The sequence below is a fragment of the Aeromonas sp. R5-4 genome (genome assembly GCF_040908215.1).
Taxonomy (GTDB): Bacteria; Pseudomonadota; Gammaproteobacteria; order Enterobacterales; family Aeromonadaceae; genus Aeromonas; species Aeromonas veronii.
Genome location: NZ_JBFODG010000025.1, coordinates 1 through 18,759, shown reverse-complemented (window position 1 = coordinate 18,759; position 18,759 = coordinate 1). Strand labels below are relative to the sequence as shown.

At 62.2% G+C, this 18,759-nt stretch carries 12 protein-coding genes and 2 rRNA genes; 2 read left to right on the top strand and 12 right to left on the bottom strand.

Annotation, left to right across the window (positions count from 1 at the left end; translation table 11 throughout):
* Window positions 1-28 precede the first annotated feature (28 nt).
* The 3 genes from putA to AB5Y83_RS12280 form a co-directional block, all read right to left on the bottom strand.
* A complete protein-coding gene (gene putA / locus AB5Y83_RS12290; protein ID WP_368175249.1) occupies window positions 29-3,193 on the bottom strand; it encodes a bifunctional proline dehydrogenase/L-glutamate gamma-semialdehyde dehydrogenase PutA in 3,165 nt (1,054 codons plus the stop codon).
* Between the two features lie 329 nt (window positions 3,194-3,522).
* Entirely contained in the window at window positions 3,523-4,128 is a 606-nt protein-coding gene (locus AB5Y83_RS12285) for a TIGR04211 family SH3 domain-containing protein (protein WP_005335443.1), read from the bottom strand.
* Between the two features lie 146 nt (window positions 4,129-4,274).
* Window positions 4,275-5,027 (bottom strand): potassium channel family protein, encoded by a 753-nt coding sequence (locus tag AB5Y83_RS12280; RefSeq protein ID WP_368175248.1) that lies wholly within the window; start codon window positions 5,025-5,027, stop codon window positions 4,275-4,277.
* Window positions 5,028-5,128: 101 nt separating this feature from the next.
* Here AB5Y83_RS12280 and AB5Y83_RS12275 point away from each other — a divergent pair, with 101 nt between their 5' ends.
* Complete coding sequence (locus AB5Y83_RS12275; protein ID WP_005362726.1) at window positions 5,129-6,379, top strand: methyl-accepting chemotaxis protein; 1,251 nt, start codon at window positions 5,129-5,131, stop codon at window positions 6,377-6,379.
* Between the two features lie 205 nt (window positions 6,380-6,584).
* Window positions 6,585-9,458, top strand: a complete 2,874-nt coding sequence (glnE, locus tag AB5Y83_RS12270; protein ID WP_368175247.1) for a bifunctional [glutamate--ammonia ligase]-adenylyl-L-tyrosine phosphorylase/[glutamate--ammonia-ligase] adenylyltransferase — start codon at window positions 6,585-6,587, stop codon at window positions 9,456-9,458.
* A gap of 88 nt (window positions 9,459-9,546) precedes the next feature.
* On the opposite strand, the gene AB5Y83_RS12265 is transcribed toward glnE, so the two are convergent.
* The 9 genes from AB5Y83_RS12265 to AB5Y83_RS12225 all read right to left on the bottom strand — a co-directional run.
* On the bottom strand, window positions 9,547-10,077 hold the full coding sequence (locus AB5Y83_RS12265) for a GNAT family N-acetyltransferase (RefSeq protein ID WP_368175246.1): 531 nt from the start codon (window positions 10,075-10,077) through the stop codon (window positions 9,547-9,549).
* A 95-nt stretch (window positions 10,078-10,172) separates the two neighbouring features.
* Window positions 10,173-12,374, bottom strand: a complete 2,202-nt coding sequence (locus tag AB5Y83_RS12260) for a glycoside hydrolase (RefSeq protein WP_368175245.1) — start codon at window positions 12,372-12,374, stop codon at window positions 10,173-10,175.
* A gap of 108 nt (window positions 12,375-12,482) precedes the next feature.
* Window positions 12,483-13,304, bottom strand: a complete 822-nt coding sequence (locus tag AB5Y83_RS12255) for a DUF2861 family protein (protein WP_368175244.1) — start codon at window positions 13,302-13,304, stop codon at window positions 12,483-12,485.
* Complete coding sequence (locus tag AB5Y83_RS12250) at window positions 13,301-13,948, bottom strand: response regulator transcription factor (RefSeq protein ID WP_368175243.1); 648 nt, start codon at window positions 13,946-13,948, stop codon at window positions 13,301-13,303. Before AB5Y83_RS12250 ends, AB5Y83_RS12255 begins: the two co-directional genes overlap by 4 nt.
* On the bottom strand, window positions 13,945-15,318 hold the full coding sequence (locus tag AB5Y83_RS12245; RefSeq protein ID WP_368175242.1) for a DUF3404 domain-containing protein: 1,374 nt from the start codon (window positions 15,316-15,318) through the stop codon (window positions 13,945-13,947). Before AB5Y83_RS12245 ends, AB5Y83_RS12250 begins: the two co-directional genes overlap by 4 nt.
* Window positions 15,319-15,463: 145 nt before the next feature.
* The gene (locus tag AB5Y83_RS12240) at window positions 15,464-17,626 is read right to left on the bottom strand and encodes an AsmA family protein (protein ID WP_368175241.1); all 2,163 of its coding nucleotides are present in this window, start codon (window positions 17,624-17,626) and stop codon (window positions 15,464-15,466) included.
* A 132-nt stretch (window positions 17,627-17,758) separates the two neighbouring features.
* Window positions 17,759-18,265 (bottom strand): NUDIX domain-containing protein, encoded by a 507-nt coding sequence (locus AB5Y83_RS12235; protein ID WP_279488339.1) that lies wholly within the window; start codon window positions 18,263-18,265, stop codon window positions 17,759-17,761.
* A 183-nt stretch (window positions 18,266-18,448) separates the two neighbouring features.
* A 5S ribosomal RNA gene (gene rrf, locus AB5Y83_RS12230) occupies window positions 18,449-18,563 on the bottom strand.
* A 120-nt stretch (window positions 18,564-18,683) separates the two neighbouring features.
* Window positions 18,684-18,759: ribosomal RNA gene (locus AB5Y83_RS12225) — 23S ribosomal RNA — on the bottom strand; the annotation flags it as partial.

Sequence of the window (18,759 nt, the reverse complement as noted above, 5' to 3'; positions counted from 1 at the left end):
TCCCGTATCCGGCCTCTATCGACGCGGATCAGGCATCGCCCATCGCCAGCAGGGAGGCGTTGCCGCCCACCGCCGTGGTGTTGATGGTGCGGGTCTTCTCGGTAACGAAGCGGCTCAGGTAGTGGGGGCCACCCGCCTTGGGGCCGGTGCCGGAGAGCCCCTGGCCGCCAAACGGCTGCACCCCGACCATGGCGCCGATCTGGTTGCGGTTGATGTAGACGTTACCCACGTTGATGCGGCTCGCCAGCTCCTCGGCATGGGATTCGTTGCGGCTGTGGATCCCGAGCGTCAGGCCGTAGCCGGTGCCGTTGATGTCGCTGATTACCTTGTCCAGATCCCGGGTGGCGTAGCGCACCACGTGCAGGATGGGGCCGAACTGCTCCTTGACCAGCTCGCGGATGGAGCCGATCTCCAGCGCGGTCGGCTGAACGAAGTGCCCTTCCATGGTCGCGGCGGGCATCGGCGCCTGGGCAATCAGGCGAGCTCGCGGGATCATTCGGGCCAAATGAGCATCCAGCTCGGCCTTGGCATCGGCATCGATCACCGGGCCGACGTCGGTGTTGTGCTCGGCCGGGTTGCCCACTTTCAGCTCCTGCATGGCGCCGGTGAGGATCTCCAGCACCCGCTCTGCGATCTCCTCCTGCAGGTAGAGCACCCGCAGGGCCGAGCAGCGCTGACCGGCGCTCTGGAAGGCTGCGCTCACCACGTCGCGCACCACCTGCTCCGGCAGCGCGGTGGAGTCGACAATCATGGCGTTCTGGCCGCCGGTCTCGGCGATGAGCGGCAGGATGGCGCCATCGCGCTGGGCCAGGGTCATGTTGATCAGCTTGGCGGTCTCGGTGGAGCCGGTGAAGCAGACGCCGCCGATACGCGGATCGGCTGTCAACTTGGCACCGACGGTGGCACCGTCACCGGGCAGCAGTTGCAGCACGTCGCCCGGAATACCGGCCTGATGGGCCAGCGTCACCGCCAGATGGGCGATAAGGCCGGTCTGCTCCGCCGGTTTGGCGATGACGGTGTTGCCGGTTGCCAGCGCAGCAGCGACCTGGCCGAGGAAAATCGCCAGCGGGAAGTTCCACGGGCTGATGCAGACAAACACCCCGCGCCCCTGCAGGAACAGCTCGTTCTGCTCGCCGGTGTAGCCGGGCAGCAGGGTCGCCTGTCCCATCAGGCTGCGCGCCTGCACCGCGTAGTAGCGGCAGAAATCGACCGCTTCACGCACCTCGTCGATGCCATCTTGCAGCAGCTTGCCCGCCTCGCGGGTACAGAGGGAGACAAACTGCTCGCGGTGCGCTTCCAGCAGATCCGCCAGCTTCTCCAGCGCGGCGGCACGCTCGCTCACCGGGGTTTCACGCCAGCGCGGGAAGGCAGCGTGGGCAGATGCCAAGGCCTGCTCCACCGCCTGCTCGTCGGCCCAGTGGATCTTGCCGACGGTGAGGCTCACATCCTGCGGGCTCAGCACGGTGCGCGCCTCGCTGCGCTTGAGGGTCTCGCCATCGACGATGGGGCCTGCCAGCCACTGCTTGCTCTCCAGCTCTTTCAAGCGGGCGAAGAAGGGGCGCTGGATGGAGAGGATGTTCATGTTGACGCCGCTGGAGTTCTTGCGGTCGATGAAGAGGTTCACCGGCTGCGGAATGCGGTCGTTGGCAAAGCCGGAGTAGCGCTTGAGGGTGCGCAGCGGGTGCTCGGCCAGCGAATCGACCGGGGTGTTGGGGTCCACCAGCTTGTGGACGAAGGAGGTGTTGGCCCCGTTCTCCAGCAGGCGGCGCACCAGATAGGGCAGTAGATCCTTGTGGGCGCCGACCGGCGCATAGATGCGGCAGTGCAGGCCGGGATTGTCGTTCAGCACGGCGTTGTGCAGCTCCTCCCCCATACCGTGCAGGCGCTGGAATTCAAACTGGCGATCACCGGCCATCTCCAGAATGCTGACCACGGTATTGGCATTGTGGGTGGCGAACTGGGGAGCGATAAAGCCGCGGGTCGGCTCGCTCAGCAGATAGCGGGCGCAGGCGAGATAGGAGATATCGGTGCCCGCCTTGCGGGTAAATAGCGGGTAGCCGGGCAAGCCCGCCTGCTGGGCATATTTCAGTTCGCTGTCCCAGTAGGCGCCTTTTACCAAGCGAACCGGAATGAGGTCACCCTGCTCGCGGGCCAGTGCGGTAAGCCAGCAGAGTACCGGCAGCGCGCGCTTGGAGTAAGCCTGCACCACCATGCCGAGCTTACCCCAGCCGCGGTTGGCATCGGAGCGGTAGAGCTGCTCGAACAAGTCCAGTGACAGCTCGAGGCGGTCCATCTCCTCGGCATCGATGCTGATGGCCACATCCTTGTCGCGGGCCAGCCGCACCAACCCCACCAGCCGCTCGCACATCTCGCCAAGTACCCGCTCACGGTTGGCCACGTCATAGCGTGGATGGAGCGCCGAAAGCTTGATGGAGATGGAGGGGGCCGGGCCGCCGTCGCTGATCCGCTCGTTGCCGACCGCCTCGATGGCGTTGCGGTAATCGGTCAGATACTTGTCGGCATCCTGCATGGTCAGCGCCGATTCGCCCAGCATGTCGTAGGTGTGGGTGTAGCCCAGTTCGCGGGATTTGCGGCTCGCCTTGAGCGCCTCCTTCATGTCGCGCCCCAGCACGAACTGCTTGCCCATGATCTTCATGGCGGCATACATGGCAGAGCGCACCACCGGCTCCCCCAGCTTGTTGACCATGCGCCCCAGCAGGTTGGCCGGGTTGCCGTCCAGCTTTTTGTCGAGCTTGATGATCTTGCCGGTCAGCATCAGCCCCCAGGTGGAGGCGTTGACCAGAGTAGAGTCGCTCTTGCGGAAATGGGATGACCAGTTGGCGCCGGAGAGCTTGTCCTTGATCAGGGCATCGGCGGTCTCGGCATCGGGAATGCGCAGCAGCGCCTCGGCCAGACACATCAGGATGATCCCCTCCTGAGTATCCAGGCTGTACTCCTGCAGGAAGGCGTCGATACCGTCACCGGAGCCGCTCTCCTTGCGCACCTTGGTCACCAGAGTACGGGCACGCTGGGTCACCTGCTCCAGCGAGGCGCCATCCCCCGGCAGCATGGCCGACAGTTCGGCCAGATAGGCATTTTCATCCACCACGTAGTTTTGGGTGATGGCTTCGCGCAGGGCGGCCAGATCGGAGGGGATATAGTCAGCGGCAAGCACTTGAGTAGCTTTGAACATATGGGGTCTTCCTGTACGCCCTAGGGCTGATATCGACAAAGGCGGACGCGCCGCCGAAACGCCGATAATGTATACAATGTTGCACCCTATATGAAATGAATTTGTTGCCAACCTTTAACAAAGATCGCTCATTCCCCCCATGAACTCCCTTTTGAAGCCAATACGCCAGCAAGCGTGAGGGTCATCTGACTTCATTTTGTATACGATCTGCCGCCGCTCTATCGCAAAGCAGCCACGCATTCCGCCCAATAGCGGATGTCTCCAATGTGCCCAAAAAAAAGAAGGGCCGCCACGGCGACCCTTCTTAGCAATTCATTCAGCCAGATGCGTCAGTTCATCCAGCGATCGCCACGGCTGCGACGACGGGGCAGCATCGGCAGCAGGATACCAAGCAGGATACCGGCACCCACCATGGCACCACCACGGATAAACCAGTCCATCTGCATGTCGTGCTCCTGGTTGTCGTAGCTCTGGGTCAGGGCATCATTCTGCTCTTTGAGATTGCTCATCTCCTCACCCTGACTGACCAGCTGGGCCTTGAGAGCAGCGATCTCCTTGCTCTGGGCAGCGATCTGACCATCCTTCTCGGTGAAGCGTTTCTCGTTGTCACCGTTGAGGTTCTGCAAGCGATCTTTAAGCTCATCGCGCTCTTTTTCCACCTGGGGCAGACGCTCGCGCAGGCTGATCTGGCTCTGCAGTTCGCTGTTCTTGATCCACCCCTCGCGGCCACGACCGTCCACCACCTGGGTGAAACCGGCCTCGCTGTTCACCGCCTTTACCTCCAGCGGTTCACCAGCCTTGACGCTGCCAAGGATCCGGTACTGGGTACCCGGGCCATTGTGGATATAGGTAAAGATGTTGTCTGAAACATAACGGGTATCGGCCAGTGCCTGTTGGGCACACAAGCAGATCAAAATCCCGAGAAGGGCGCGCATGGTCGATCGATTCTCTTTTTCAGGTTTGGACAAGAGGTTGAATGTTAAGCCGCCAGCAGGTTAAAGGACAAGCAAAGAAAAAGCACCTCCCCCGGATTAAAGAGCGCAGAGTTGCGAGTCACCTCGCAACTTGCCCGTCCGCGGCCTCACTTGTTTTTCAGCTCCTGCACTTCGCTGCGCAGGGCGCGTATCTCACGCAGCAGCTCCTCTTGCTGGTTGTTGTTGTGATGACGCCACTTGTCGGTCTCGCCATCCCCCTTGTTGGGCTGCAAAAACAGGCTGGCCATAAAACCGCTGATGGCACCGAACAGACCGACCCCGAACAGGATCAGCAGGCTGGCGACAAACCGCCCCTCCTCGGTCTTGGGCACCAGATCCCCGTAACCCACTGTCGAGAGGGTCACCAGCGTCCACCAGAAGGCATCATAGGGTGTCTCAATCTGGCTGCCGGGCTGGCCTGACTCAATCCAGTACATGACGCCGGAGCCCACCCCCAGCAGCAGGAAAAAGAGGAACAGGATGCCGGAAAGAGTGGTCTCGTTGCGCTCGCGACGGAACATGGCCCAGAGATCCGGGTGCTCCTTGAACAGCTGATAGACCCGCCACAACTGGATCAACCGCGCCCAGCGCAGCTGCTCCGCCATCGGCAGGCTACCCGGCAGATAGATCCAGTTGGCCTTGAAATAGGCCTTGCGATCGGAGGCCCGGATCCAACCATAAGCAAAGTGCGCGAGGAAGAAGTAGCAGATCAGACTGTCGAGGTCATAGAAGAGCTGCAGAGTCTGTGGTGTCAGGCTCTCATGGCCCCACCAGCGGGCCGTCACCAGCACAACCGAGATAATCGACAGAAATGCCATCAGCAGATCCATCGCCCGCAGATGAGTTAAGTGATGTCGCATACATTTTCCAACTTTAAGCACAGTGCAAATTAATAAAAGAGAAGATAATGCCGATAGTCCTGAGGGCAAAGGAAAAAACGGCTTTTAAAAGGAGAATGACAATGCAGCTGAACCTGCTGGAGAAAAGAATGAGCAACATCCGGTTGGTACCCAAAGTGGTGCTGCTGATGGTGTTCAGTACCCTCCTGCTACTGACAAAACTCTGGTTTGACGCCAACAATCTGGAAGCGACCCTGCTCAGCGAAGGGCTCGATCCCGCCAAGGCGGATGCGATCTCCAATCGCCTGCTCTGGACCGGTCTGATGGAGACCGCCATCATGGGGCTGCTGTTCGTGATCCTGCTGCTCACCGGCTCCCGCCTGATGGTCAAGCAGGTGCACTATCTGGTGGGCCTGCTGGAGCGCTTCGCCAAGCGGGACCTCAGCCACAAGGTACTGCTCAAGTCTCGTGACGAATTCGGTGACATCGCCAAGGCGGTCTCCCACTCGCAGGAGAACCTCAAAGAGGTGTTTGGCAACCAGCGCGCCGCCTGCAAGGAGCTCAACGACATCGCCTCCCAGGTGACCCTTTGCATGGAAGAGGCCAACGAAGCGATCAACGAAGAGTTCACCCAGATCGAACAGCTGGCCAGCGCCATGAGCCAGATGGTCGGCGCCATTCGCGAAGTGGCCGCCCATGCGGATCAGGCCTCTCACGCCACCGCCGAAACCAGCCAGCTGGCGGAAGAGGGGAGCCGCTGCGTCGCCGACACCGTCAGCACCATCGACACCCTCTCCGGCAACATCCAGCGCTCCGCCACCGTGGTCAACGAGGTGGAGCAGGGAGTCGAGCGCATTGGCTCTGTGGTCGACACCATTCGCGGCATCTCGGAGCAGACCAACCTGCTGGCCCTGAACGCTGCAATCGAGGCGGCTCGCGCCGGTGAAGCTGGTCGCGGCTTTGCCGTGGTGGCCTCCGAAGTGCGCGAGCTGGCCAACCGGGCTCAGGCCGCCACCGTCGAGATCCAGAAGATGATCGAACAGCTGCAGGGCAATGCCCATCAGGCTGGCGAGCTGATGGCCCAAAGCGTACAGCAGGCCGACAAGGGGGTGGAACAGGTGACCCAGGCCGGTACCCAGCTCGCCACCATAGTGCAGCGGGTACAGGGTGTCGCCGACATGAACCGCCACATCGCCGCCGCCTCCGAGCAACAAAGCTCGGTCGCCGAAGAGATGCGCGGCAATCTGGAACAGGTCAAGCAGATCGCCGAAGGCTCCGTCGTGGTGCTGCGTGAACTGCAAGAGGCCTCCGAACTGGTCGAGCAGCACAGCAAGGAGCTCGACAGCCAGATCCAGTCCTTCAAACTGGCGTGACCACAGCGCATAGACAGAAAGGCCCTGCGGGGCCTTTCTTCATATCCCCACCAGCAACCCATTTTCCTTGCCGGATCATGCTTCTCGCCCCTGCGCTGTGACGCGGGAGCCTGACAGTGCTAGATTGGCAGCCACCATTTTGAACCGGCAGCGTTGTTAACCTCGTGTCGTTAACCAGCTGTCGTGAACCACAAGGACGGCAACCGTGGCCCAGCACTCTCCCTCTTTCTCCGCCCTCTCCCCCCTGCTGCAAGAACAGGCCGAGCGCCAATGGCAGCGACTGGTCGAGCTAGCCCCCGACTATGGCTCGCTGCCCGAGCCCGTTCGCCAGACCCTGCTGACCCTGCTCGGCCTCTCCGATTTTGTCGCCGACTCCCTCTTCAAACAGCCGGAGTTGCTGACCGAGCTGCTCGCCTCCGGTGATCTCGAACGAACCGAACGCTGGCCCGCCTACCAGAGTGACCTCACCTCCCTGCTCGCCGAGGTGAGTGATGAAGAGGCGCTCAAGCGTATCCTCCGCAAGTTCCGCCGCAGCCGTATGCTGGTGATCGCCTGGCGCGAGCTGCTGGGCCACGCTGAAGTAGAAGAGAGCTTTATCCACCTCACCAAACTGGCGGATGCCCTGATCTGCTCTGCCCGCGACTGGCTCTACGCCAAACAGTGTGGCGAGCTGGGCACTCCGATGGACGGCAACGGCAACCCGCAACCGCTGCTTATCCTCGGTATGGGCAAGCTCGGTGGCGGCGAGCTGAACTTCTCCTCGGACATCGACCTTATCTTCACCTTCCCTGAAAATGGCTACACGGTCGGCGGGCGGCGCGAGCTCGCCAACCAGCAGTTCTTTATCAAGCTCGGTCAGCGCATCATCAACGCCCTCCACCAGCCCACCCAGGATGGTCAGGTGTTCCGGGTCGATATGCGCTTACGCCCCTTTGGCGATGCGGGGCCGCTCGCCATCTCCTTCGCAGCCATGGAGGATTACTACCAGCACCACGGCCGCAACTGGGAACGCTACGCCATGGTCAAGGCGCGGGTGCTGGGGCCCCAGTGCGAGCACGCGGTCGAGCTGGCCGAGATGCTACGCCCCTTCGTGTTTCGCCGCTACATCGACTTCGGCGTCATCGACGGTCTGCGCCAGATGAAGGCGATGATCGCCGCCGAGGTGCGCCGCAAGGGGCTGGAGGGCAACATCAAGCTGGGGGCAGGCGGCATCCGTGAAGTGGAGTTTATTGCCCAGGCGCTGCAACTGATCCGCGGCGGGCGTGAACCGGCGCTGCGAGTGCGCCACCTGCCCCAGGCGCTGGCCGCCATCGCCCGGTGCGGCGCCCTCGAATCCGCCCATTGCGACCGCTTGCTGGATGCCTATCGCTTCCTGCGCCGGGTCGAAAACATCCTGCAGGAGATCGGCGATCAACAGACCCAGACCCTGCCCACCGAGGAGCGGGATCGCCAGCGGCTGATCGCTGCTCTGGGTTTTGCTGACTGGGACGCCTTTATGGCTCATCTGGATGAGGAGATGGCCGCCGTCCATCAGGAGTTCGCCGCCGTGGTGGGGGAAGAGAAAGAGGCACCCGCCCATCTGGAGCAGCTCTGGCTCGATCTGTGGCGCACCGAGCTCGACGCCGCCGAGCTGGAAAAACTGCTGACCGCGCAGGGGGTGGCCGAGCCCGCCCCGCTCTGCGCCGCGCTGCTGCGTTTCAAGGAGGAGTACAAGCGCCGTCAGGTGGGGCCGCAGGGGCGCATCGCGCTGGACTGGCTGATGCCGGAGCTGCTGCGGCTGGTGGTCGCCAGTGAGCAACCCGCCCGCCTGTTCGAGCGGGTCTGTGAGCTGCTTACCCGCATCTTCACCCGCAGCGCCTATTTGCAGCTGCTGGCGGAAAACCCGGGCGCCCTGCGCCAGCTGGTGCGGCTGTGCGACGCCAGCCATCTGGTGAGCGAGCAGCTGGCCCGCTACCCCATTTTGCTCGATGAGCTGCTCGATCCCCAGCACCTCTACCATCCCACCCCGCTCGATCAGTACAAGCCCCAACTGCGCCAGTTCCTGCTGCGCATCCCCGAAGAGGATGTGGAGCAGCAGATGGAGGCGCTGCGCCAGTTCAAGCAGGTACAACTGCTGCGCATCGTGGCGGCCGACATCGCCGGCGCCCTGCCGTTGATGAAGGTGAGCGATCACCTCACCTGGCTGGCGGAGGCGATCACCGAAGAGGTGGTCAATCAGGCCTGGGCCCAGATGAGCGAGCGCTACGGGGTGCCACCCGAGGTGGCGGTGAGCGGCCAGCGCGGCTTTGCGGTGGTGGCCTATGGCAAGCTGGGTGGCATCGAGCTCGGCTACGGCTCGGATCTCGACCTCGTCTTCCTGCACGGCGGCGATCCCAACAGCTACACAGATGGTCGCAAGCCCATCGACAGCCGTCAGTTCTACCTGCGTCTGGCGCAGCGGATCCTGCACCTGTTCAGCACCCGCACCCCCTCCGGCATTCTCTACGAGATCGATATGCGGCTGCGCCCCTCCGGCGACTCCGGCCTGCTAGTTTCGTCGCTGTCGGCCTACGAGCAATACCAGCAAAACGAGGCATGGACCTGGGAACATCAGGCGCTGGTGCGGGCTCGCCCCATCTATGGCGATGACGCCATCATTGCCGAATTTGCCCGCATCCGCCGCGATGTCCTGGCCAAGGAGCGGGAGCTGCCGACCCTGGCCCGCGAGGTGCGCGAGATGCGCCACAAGATGCGGGATCACCTGCTGAAAGCGGGGGCTGGCGAGTTCGACCTCAAGCAGTCCCCCGGCGGCATGGTGGATATCGAGTTTATCGCCCAGTATCTGGTGCTGGCCCACGCCTGCGGCGAGCCCGATGCCCTCACCTGCTGGTCCGATAACGTGCGCATCTTCGATGAGTGCGTGATGGCGGGGGTGCTGACCCTGGAGCAGGCGGAGGGGCTGAAGCAGGCCTATCTGGAGATCCGCAACCTCGGCCATCGCCTCAACCTCTCGGAGATCTCCCGCAAGGTGAGCGACGATCAGCTGCAGAGTGAGCGCAGCCATGTGCTCGCCGTCTGGCACACCCTGCTGGGGGAGTAATTCCCGCCAGCGGCAATGAAAATGGGCCCGCCTGAATTGCTTCAGGCGGGCCCAGCTCTTATCGGTAAAACAGCATTCTTACGGCTGCTCAGCCGTGATCCATCACCGTCTCCACCAGCATGCTGTTGAAATGCTGATAGGCCTCTTCCTCAAGAAGCCCCGGATAGCTCAACACCCGCAGCACATGTCCTTGATAATCAGGATGATAGGGCGGGTGGACATGGGCATAGTCGTTGAGACAAAAACCCAGCCCCTGATAGAAGCGCAGACGGCGAATGGCAATCTCATCTTCTGGCGGATCGATCTCGAGAATGACGGTTTTGCCTACCCACTCGCAAAATTCGGCCAGCAGGCTGCTGCCGTAGTTGCTGCCGCGCAGCGCAGGATTGATGGCCAGATGCTCGATATAGATCTGCTCGCCACACGCCCACCAGAAGATGAAACCGAGCAGCAGGCCGTCCTGATAAAAGATCTGGCAGTGATAGCGAGGATCCCGCATCTTCTGCGGCTGATGCTGTGACTGGCGCTGCTCGTAGCGGGGAAAACTCTCGCCATAGATCTGCCAGACCAACGACCACGCCGGATGGTTTACCTCTCTAATCACTTCACTCTCAATCATCAGAACTGCCTCTCGTTTATTTTGCAGAACGTTCATCTATACATGAAAAGTTCTGCCACAGCATCCTCTGGTGAAATAAAAGCCAGAACGCCAGATTAGCGGGCGCCATCCGGTTGCGAAATAAACTGCAACCGCCTGCCATCGGGCAGCAGCGCCAGCACGCTTTGAGCTGCCAGCTTCATCCCCGCCAGCTCGGTGGCCGGGCCGAAGTTGGCCACCAATCTTGTGCCATCGGCAAACTCGCTCTGCTGCACCACACCTCTTTTATCGAGCCAGCGAAAACCGGTGAGCGGCTGGTTGTAGAGCCGCTCATGCAGCGGGCGGAAGAAGGCATCGAGCCCCTTGAGGTAGGGAATGCGAGCGCTGGCGCTATCCAGACTGATGTTGAGCAGGGGCGGCACGTTGTAGAGCTGCTGCAACAGTTCGGTGACCTGACGGCTCTCCTTGAATTTGAGGCTATCTATCGTCCAGTGGTGGGTGGTCACTATGCTGTCGTGAAAGACGCTCTGGAACAGCGGCAACCGCAGCGCCGGATCGAAGTAGAGCCCTTGATACTCAGGTTTTAAATGGCTCTGGCGAAAGAAGAACGCGGGCTCATGTTCGGGATACCAGGCTCCCAGATAGTAGGGAGAGCGCTTGTTGCGGCGCATATCGGGATCCTGCCAGCCAAAGCCGCTGGTCTGAGGGCCGTGGGCAAAGGCCGCAGTGCGGTTGGCAACCGCGCCGCCCTCCTCGGAGCCCACCAGCACCCCCTGACTCCTGGCAATCCACGCCATCCCGGCCATCCGGTTTTGCGCATCCTGCGCCTGAGTGGTCGGCTTGGCCGGGTCGAAGTCGTCAAACACCATGCCGGTCGCCGCCACATCGAGGAACCAGCTGTTGTAGTGGCTTGCCTGCTGCAATTTGGGCACTCGCTGCTCCATCACCGGACGCACGCAGGCCTGATTGGTGTAAACGCCGCTATTTTGAAAGCCGCTCTTGCGCCGCCCGTTCTCCTGCATGATGCCGCAGCGCAAGTAAATATCCTGCCCCATCTGGGCGGTGAGCCAGCTCTGCTGGCGATTTCCCTCCGGTAGCGCGGTATCGTAAGAGTCGTAGGGAGCGATGAGATAGCCCGCCGCTTTGGCAAGTGCAATCCCCTCTGGCGCAGCAAAACCGGCAGTCCACTGGGGCAGCCCCAGCCAGAGTCTGGGTAGTCCAGCCTGCTTGAGAGCGGCGATCATCTTGGTCGAGCTGCCATCACCCCAACTCTGCGGCTCGTTGAGCGCAGAGCCCAGTTGCGTGGCCGCCAGCGCACGCCGGGCAGCGAAATCGGCCGATTGCTGACCCGGATGGCGCAGCACCAGCGCCTGCTCAACTCCGGTCAGCACCAGATTTTGCAGATAGCGGTTGCGCTCAAGATCGGGCGCTTGCAGCGCACGCTTGCTCTCCCCCTTGAGCCAGTCGGCGGGGATCAGCCGACGCAGCGCGGGCCAGCTCTTCACATCCTGTGGCACCAGCAGTCGCTCGCCCCAAAGGTAGAGGTGAGAGGCACCAATCAGCCGTTTGCCATCCGGTACCGCCGCCAGCTTGCTTTCGAGCGAGACCAGCTCGCCCCGTGCCTGCAACCAGCTGCGATAGGCCTTGGCCGCCGCCAGCCAGTCATTGCCCGGTTGCAGCGACACCGCCACCTCATAGGGGTCAGCCAGATTGAGGCGGTTGACGCTATGGGTCGCGGTGAGGGCAATGCCATCTTTCTTCGGAGCAAAGGTGAGCCGGTTGTTGAAATGGTTGGCAAAGAGGATCGCCAACTGCTGATCGCCGTGATCCAGCCCAACCACCGGCAGGGTGAGATTATCCGTGGTGTTGATCCCCTGATACTCCTGCGCCAGCGCCTTGCGCCACGCAGTGTGCGTAGCCGGAATGCGAAATCCCTCGTGGATCGGCAGCATCAGCGCCTGCGCCCCTGCCGGTACCCGCGGCCACACCAGCTCGCCAGCACTCGCACGGCTGAGGGTAAGGATCAGACGGTTACCCTCAAGGCGAGCCAAGGCTCGCACCTCACCATCAGAGCTGGTCAGCCAGTTGGCACGTACCCCCTCCTGCTGCAAGGCGGTGACAGGCTGACGCGGGCCGGGAGAAGAGATGGCAAGGTGCTTGCCCGATGGCAGCACAGCCTCGGCCGCCAGGGTGGCGGGATCCAGCTCGATACGCCACTGATCGTTGGCAAGGGTCAGCGCCTCGGCAGGCAGGGAGAACAGCGGCGCCAACAGCAGCAGCGGGCGGATCCGGCTCGCTAATTCGGGAAGAAGAGTCATGGTCGGTGATTCCTGATAACACACGGGAATCGCCATTTCAGCAGATCGGCCGCCTGCGATTGTCAGGCCAATGTCAGGATTGCGGTGACCTGACCATCACGACATCCATTAGTCCACCGGCCCCGCCTGACTGTGGCTCAGCTGCAACACCAGCTGGCCACGCTGGCTGGTCTGCACCAGCGAAAGGGTACGCCAGCTGTCGGGCGTGGCAGCAGGCCAGTTCACCGGCTCATCGGGCGCAATGCGGTGCCACCAGAGCAGGGAGTATTGCGGGCGAGCCAGCACAGTCTGCTCAAGCCAGAGCGGAGTGCACGAAGCGGGATTGGCGGGGGGATTGGCCACCGTCTGCGGCGAGCGGGAGAGCCAGTCCAGATCCTGCACCGCAGGCAGCGGCAGCACTACCTGCCACTCCTTGCCAGCCACCGCCAGCCGCAGCTGATAGAGTCCGGCTGGCAAAGGCGTAGGCAGATCGGCCCCCACGACCCTGGCCCCCTTGCTCCCTTCCGCCTCCCACTGGGCACCTGCCAACCGGTTGCGACCAGCGGGATCGATGAGTTCAGCGGCGGTGATGGCCCCCTCGCCGGTCAACTGCACCCGATAGTCCCGCAGCAGCGGCGCATCGCGCTGGATCAGCTCAAGGCGCAGCTCGCTCACCCCATCAGGCAGAGTGAGCGGGAAATCCTTGCCGCAGTGCTGGGCACTCAGCGCAGTCAGCATCCCCTGCCAGCTGCGGCGCTCGGCATCGCTGTTGAGGGCAGGCCAAGCCTGCTGCAAAGATTGCCAGGCATGCCGGTTATCTCCCTGCAACAGCGCCAAGGTAGCCGGTTGCAGCGGGTCGGTGTGCTCGGTTTCCAGGAGGCGATCGGTTGCCATCACACAGCTTGCGTTCAGAAGGCCGACGCTTAGAGCCAGCAGCGTTGCACGCTTCACGCTGGCACCTCCAGCCGGTAGCCGATGCCGCGCACCGTCTCGATGGCCAGTCCGGGTAGCTTCTGGCGCAACTGCAGAATATGGGTATCGACGGTGCGGGTGGAGGGAAACGCCTGATAGCCCCACACCCGGTTGAGGATCTCCTCCCGGCTCAGCACCCGCCCCGCCATCCGTACCAGCAGGGTGAGCAGGGCAAACTCGGTGGGGGTAAAGCTCACCTCCGCATCCTGCCAGCTCGCCTGCATCCGGGCGGGGTGGAGCTGCAAGCAGCCCACCGCCTGAGTGCCATCCCCCAACTGGCGCAGCTGGGCCCGGATCCGCGCCAACAGCTCGTCGTGGGAGAAGGGTTTGGTCAGGTAGTCGCGCGCCCCCGCATCGAGCCCGGCCACCCGATCGCTTACCTCCACCCTTGCGGTGAGCACGATCACCGGCAGTGCCTTGCGCGCCAGCCACTGGGGCAGCCAGTCGAGGGCATCCCCCTCAGGCATGGTGCGATCCAGCAGCACCAGATCCGCCGTCAGCCACTGCTGCTCCGCCGCAGCCAGAGTGTCGCACCAGAGGCAGCGATACCCTTCACGGGTCAGATAGCGTTGCAGGTTCTCCGCCAGCAGCGCCTCGTCTTCGACAAGCAGGATGGTCTTCATGATTCGGGGTCGCTCCAGAGTTGGCAGGGCAGCGTCAGGGTAAAGGTAGTGGGCGGGCCGGATAGGGCGAGACGCCCGCCAAGACGACGCAGCAGATGGCGCACGATGGCAAGCCCCAGCCCCAAACCATCGGCACGGGCACCGCGGTGCAGCAGGGTGGCGAGTCGGTAATTTGGCAGCTCGCCGCCATCGCTGACCGCGAGGATCAAACGCCCCGCCTGCCAGCTGGCACAGATCCGAACCGGCGCGTGGCCATGCTGGCTGGCGTTGCGCAGCAGGTTGTCGAGGGCGAGATCGAGCCAGTAGAAGGGGAGCGCCAGAGTCATCTCCCGCTCAAGGCAGAAGGTGGCGTCATGCCGCTCGCAAGCCAGGGTGAGCCACTCGGTGAGACTGACCGCCACCCGCTCATCTTCGAGAGTCTCTGCCGCCAGATAGTGGCGACTGGCCTGCGCCAGCTGATGCAGGCGGGCGACACTGCCCAGCAGCTGACCCACGCTCTGTTGGGCGGAAGGGGGCAGCTGGTCGAAATCGTGGCGCAGCTCCTCGCTGATGCCGGAGAGCGCCATGATGGGAGTGCGCAGCTCGTGGGTCAGCATCTGCAATGCGACGCGCCGCTCCCGCAGCAGGCGCCAGCGCTGCCTACTGGCCCACCCCAGCAACAGGATAAAGCCAAGCGTGCTGGCCAGCGCCAGCCACTGCCAGTGCAGCGTGGGGCGCTCGTTGAGGCAGATCCCCCCAACCCGCTCCTGGCAGGAGCCATCGACCCGGCTATCCAGCGTCACACCAAGCCGCTCGGCCAGCGGTAGCCACTGCCCGGCACCGTAGCGACGCCACTGCCCATCGGCAAGCAGCCAGAGCTGACCCGATTGCAGCAGCCAGCGCTCGCCCCGCAGCAGGGCGTCGAGGTTGTCATCGCCGAGCAGCCCCAGCTGATCGCGCCGCTCCCGCACATGGAGCAGAGCGTCAAGCTCGGCCGCCGGATGACCAACCTGCCAGCGAGCCGCGCTGGAACCGCCCAGCGGATAGATGGGGTGAGCGGCAAACCAGCGGGTCGAGGGCACAGCCCCTTGGCCGCAAAGCGCTCGCAGCAGTGGCAGCCACTCGGCGGGCAACTCATTCTCTGTCCCGCACTCCTGCTGATAGCGATAGATGGCCTGCAGCTGACGCAGCGGATAGCGCTGCCAGGCGGGATGAAGGGAGTCGGGAGCGATCAGGCGACGATCGAGCCGCTGCACCTCGTCAAGAGGCAGCGCCTGTTCGGGAGCCTGCTCGGCCAGCGCGCCCGCCAGACGATCTGCCAGCGGCCCGGCCAGCACGGGATACGCCATGCCGTAGCAGGTCAGGGAGCAGAGCAGCAGGATCAGGCGCATGGGTTCAACTCGAGATGACTCCGGATCAAGGCGCAGCAGATCACTGCGCCATAAAAAATGTCAGCGCCATTTTTCAATGGCGCTGACATCCGGTCAACCGCTAACGGCATTGGCGCGGCTCCCGCCAGCCCATATGAACCGTCACCTATTTGAACAGTCCCTTGAGCAGCTGGTCAGCCACCCCTTTGACGGCCTCGTTGTCGGCCTTGTCACCCAGCAGCTTCTTGAGGCCGCGTTCGGCCTCCTTGCGCGCCTTATCCTCCAGCAGCTTGTTGTTGCTGAGCAGCGCCTTCACATCGAGCTGATAGCTGGGGGCTTGCCAGTGGCCGCCGATCCGCACCGGAATGGTAATCTCCTTGAGCTCGTCCACATCCTTCCCTCCCTGCCCCTTGCTACTCTCGACGATGGAGGTAAGGAACAGGAAGTCGAGGCTCTCCGGCACCAACGCCGTCTGCCCCTCGCCCTTGACGCGCAAGGCGGGAGCAAAGAGCTGGATGTCGTTGCTGCGGGCGATGCCGTTGGCAATCTGGAAGCTGGCGGTCAGGGCGCTGAAGTCGGTCTTGCGCGCCTCCTTCACCTGCTCGGCCCCCTTGCCGGTGAGGGTAGCCCGCGCCTCGCGGATCATCTCCGGCAGGTTGATGCCATGCAGGGCACCGTCGCTCAGTTTCAAGGTAACCTTGCCCTGCATCCCGTTGCGCAGTGCCAACTCAGAGAGACCACGCCCCTGCACCTGCACATCGAGATCGCCCTTGCCCTCCAGCAGATCACTCTGAGCCAGAGTCTGCAACAAGGGGCGAATATTCACTCCGGCCACCTGCTTGTGCACCTTGTAGGTGGCGGGCTGCTGGCGTGCGTCGAGTACCCCGTTCGCGCTTACCTGACCGCCAGCCACGGTCGCGCTGAACTGTTTGAGCGTGAGCAGTCCCTTGGCCATAGCCACCTGCAGATCGACAGCACCGAGATCCAGCCCTTTCAGGCGCAGGCTGCCAAGTTGCAACCGACCATCCAGATCCACCCCTTTGAGCGCGCCCAGATCCGGTTCAACCGCGGAGAGGGCTTCGCTCTTGCCGGTGACCGCTTTATTGTCACTTGCAGCGGTGTTGGCAACACCGGTCGCCGGTTTGTCCTCTTTCACCTGCGCTGGTGTGGTCGGTGCCGATTTGGCTAGCCATTTGTCGAGATCCAGCTTCTCCCCCTTGAGATCGAAGCTGATTGCGGGAACAGCACCAAGCTGCACGGTTCCATCACCACTCAACAGCGCCTCATCGGCACTCATCACCAGCTTGCTCAGGGTAATCAACAGCTTGTCGAGCTCGGCACGGGCAAAACCGGCCAGTTTCAGCTTCATTTGCGGGCGCGGCAGGGCATCACCTTCCAGCGCTGCCGTCAGCAGCACATCGGAGAGCTCGGCCAGCTTCATCTCTTTATCGAGCCGTCCCTTGAGCGTTCCTTCCAGCGAGCCAGCCAGTGAAGCTTGCTGCCCCTCGACCTTGGCACCCTTCAGCGCCAACGTGAGGTTGCTCCACTCACCGAGGGCCAATCGGTCTCCCTTTATGGAGAAACTGTCGAGTCGCAGAGACGGGTCACTCAAGCTGCCACTGAGGCTCAGATCTTTCAGTTCACTGGCCATCACCTCCTGCGCCAGCTTGACCTGGGTCTGCCCTTTAACATCGAAAGCGAGCTTGTCGGCACTCCCCTTGGCGGCCAGCGTCACGGGTACCCACTGATCGGTGGCCAGCTGCCCCATATCGAGATCGAGGCGATCCAGTCGCAGCGAGGTGCCGCTGCGATCATCCTGTACCAGCGCACTGGCCTGGGAGAGCGCGACACCCTGCAAGCTGATCTGCCAGGGCGTGCTATCAGCGGTTGGCGCAGGGGTTGCGGGGACGACCGGTTCGCTTGCATCAGCAGTGGCATCCTTGATCAGTCCGCTCAGATTGGAGCTGCCATCCGCCTTGGTCTGGATAAAGAGATGGGCGCCACTCAGGGTCACCTTGCCAATCTCCAGACGATGGGAGAGCAGCGGCAACAGGGCCACCGAGGCCTCACCCTGTTCGAAACGAACCAGATCCGGCTCGGCAAAACCGGCCGGATTGCGCAGGGCGACCTTTTCCAGCGAGAGGCCGAGGCTCGGCCAGAAACGCCAGTCAATCTCCCCCGTCATCACCAGTTCCCGGCCCGTGCTCTTGCGCACCTGTTCAGCCAGTTGGGGCTTGAATTGATTGGGGTCGATAAGGCTTATCAACGTCACTATGGCCAGCAAGGCCGCCACGGCGATGCCGAGCAAGATGAGAACTATCTTCTTCACGATATGCTCCTTGAATCCGGATCCACTGCAGACTATACCACTCACCGTCTGACGAATGGCGTCTGCGGGATAAAAGCGGACAAGGATGAGACAGGGATGGTCGCTGCCAATCCCCATCGTCATCAGCAAGGATCAGGCTTGCAAAGGGGATTGCTGCAACCGCGCCATCGCGGTGCGCGTCGACTCGAAAGCAAAGCGGGGCAAGGGGATATCGCTGATCTTCAGCCACTGACAGGCGGCCACATCGTCAGCCGGCTGGATGACCGGTTTTTCGCTCAGCACGATGGCGAAAAAGGTGTCACAGGTGTGATAGGTGATGCCATCGTAGGGATAGATATTGGGGAATGAACCGAGGTAGGTAAAAGGTTGGGCGCTGACATCGAGCCCCAGCTCCTCCTGCAGCTCGCGCACCAGCGCCCCCTCCAGCGACTCGCCGGGATCGACAAATCCGCCTGGCAGATCCAGCAACCCCTTGCCCGGATTGCCGGCACGCACCGCAACCAGCACCTCGTCCTGCCAGCAAAGCGCCACCATCACCGCCGTCGCTACATTCTGGAAAAAATGAAAACCGCAGCCACAGCGAAACTCTTTGGGACTGACACTCTGCAGGGTTTGATCGCCGCATTTTGGACAAAACATGGGCTATCTCCGACGAAATAAAGCGCTATTTTACGCTGCCATGGCTGTTTTTTATGAGTAAAACCGACGGGAAAGACGAGGAATTCAAAGGGAGAGGAATAAAACGGGGCAATTATCAGGCGATTTTCTAAATTGCAGCCAATAAAAAACCCCGCTCGATGAGCGGGGTTTCTTGTATTGGGTGCCTGGCAGTGTCCTACTCTCGCATGGCGAATGCCACACTACCATCGGCGCTACCGCGTTTCACTTCTGAGTTCGGCATGGGATCAGGTGGTTCCACGGCGCTATGGCCGCCAGGCAAATTCTTAATCTAGAAAGCTGACGTGAGTAGTGATGTTGCGCTTGGCTTGTCACTATCACTGAATTTTGAGTAGTTCGTTCATTCGCTACAAGGCCAGAAACACTTCTTGGGTGTTGTATGGTTAAGCCTCACGGGTAATTAGTATGGGTTAGCTCAACACGTCGCCGCGCTTACACACCCCACCTATCAACGT

Bases quoted from the DNA above. Each gene is read 5' to 3' on its own strand.
- AB5Y83_RS12265 (WP_368175246.1), bottom strand. From the start codon at position 10,077: ATGATTGAGAGTGAAGTGATTAGAGAGGTAAACCATCCGGCGTGGTCG.
- AB5Y83_RS12245 (WP_368175242.1), bottom strand. From the start codon at position 15,318: ATGCGCCTGATCCTGCTGCTCTGCTCCCTGACCTGCTACGGCATGGCG.
- putA (WP_368175249.1), bottom strand. From the start codon at position 3,193: ATGTTCAAAGCTACTCAAGTGCTTGCCGCTGACTATATCCCCTCCGAT.
- AB5Y83_RS12280 (WP_368175248.1), bottom strand. From the start codon at position 5,027: ATGCGACATCACTTAACTCATCTGCGGGCGATGGATCTGCTGATGGCA.
- AB5Y83_RS12260 (WP_368175245.1), bottom strand. From the start codon at position 12,374: ATGACTCTTCTTCCCGAATTAGCGAGCCGGATCCGCCCGCTGCTGCTG.
- AB5Y83_RS12250 (WP_368175243.1), bottom strand. From the start codon at position 13,948: ATGAAGACCATCCTGCTTGTCGAAGACGAGGCGCTGCTGGCGGAGAAC.
- AB5Y83_RS12285 (WP_005335443.1), bottom strand. From the start codon at position 4,128: ATGCGCGCCCTTCTCGGGATTTTGATCTGCTTGTGTGCCCAACAGGCA.
- AB5Y83_RS12275 (WP_005362726.1), top strand. From the start codon at position 5,129: ATGCAGCTGAACCTGCTGGAGAAAAGAATGAGCAACATCCGGTTGGTA.
- AB5Y83_RS12235 (WP_279488339.1), bottom strand. From the start codon at position 18,265: ATGTTTTGTCCAAAATGCGGCGATCAAACCCTGCAGAGTGTCAGTCCC.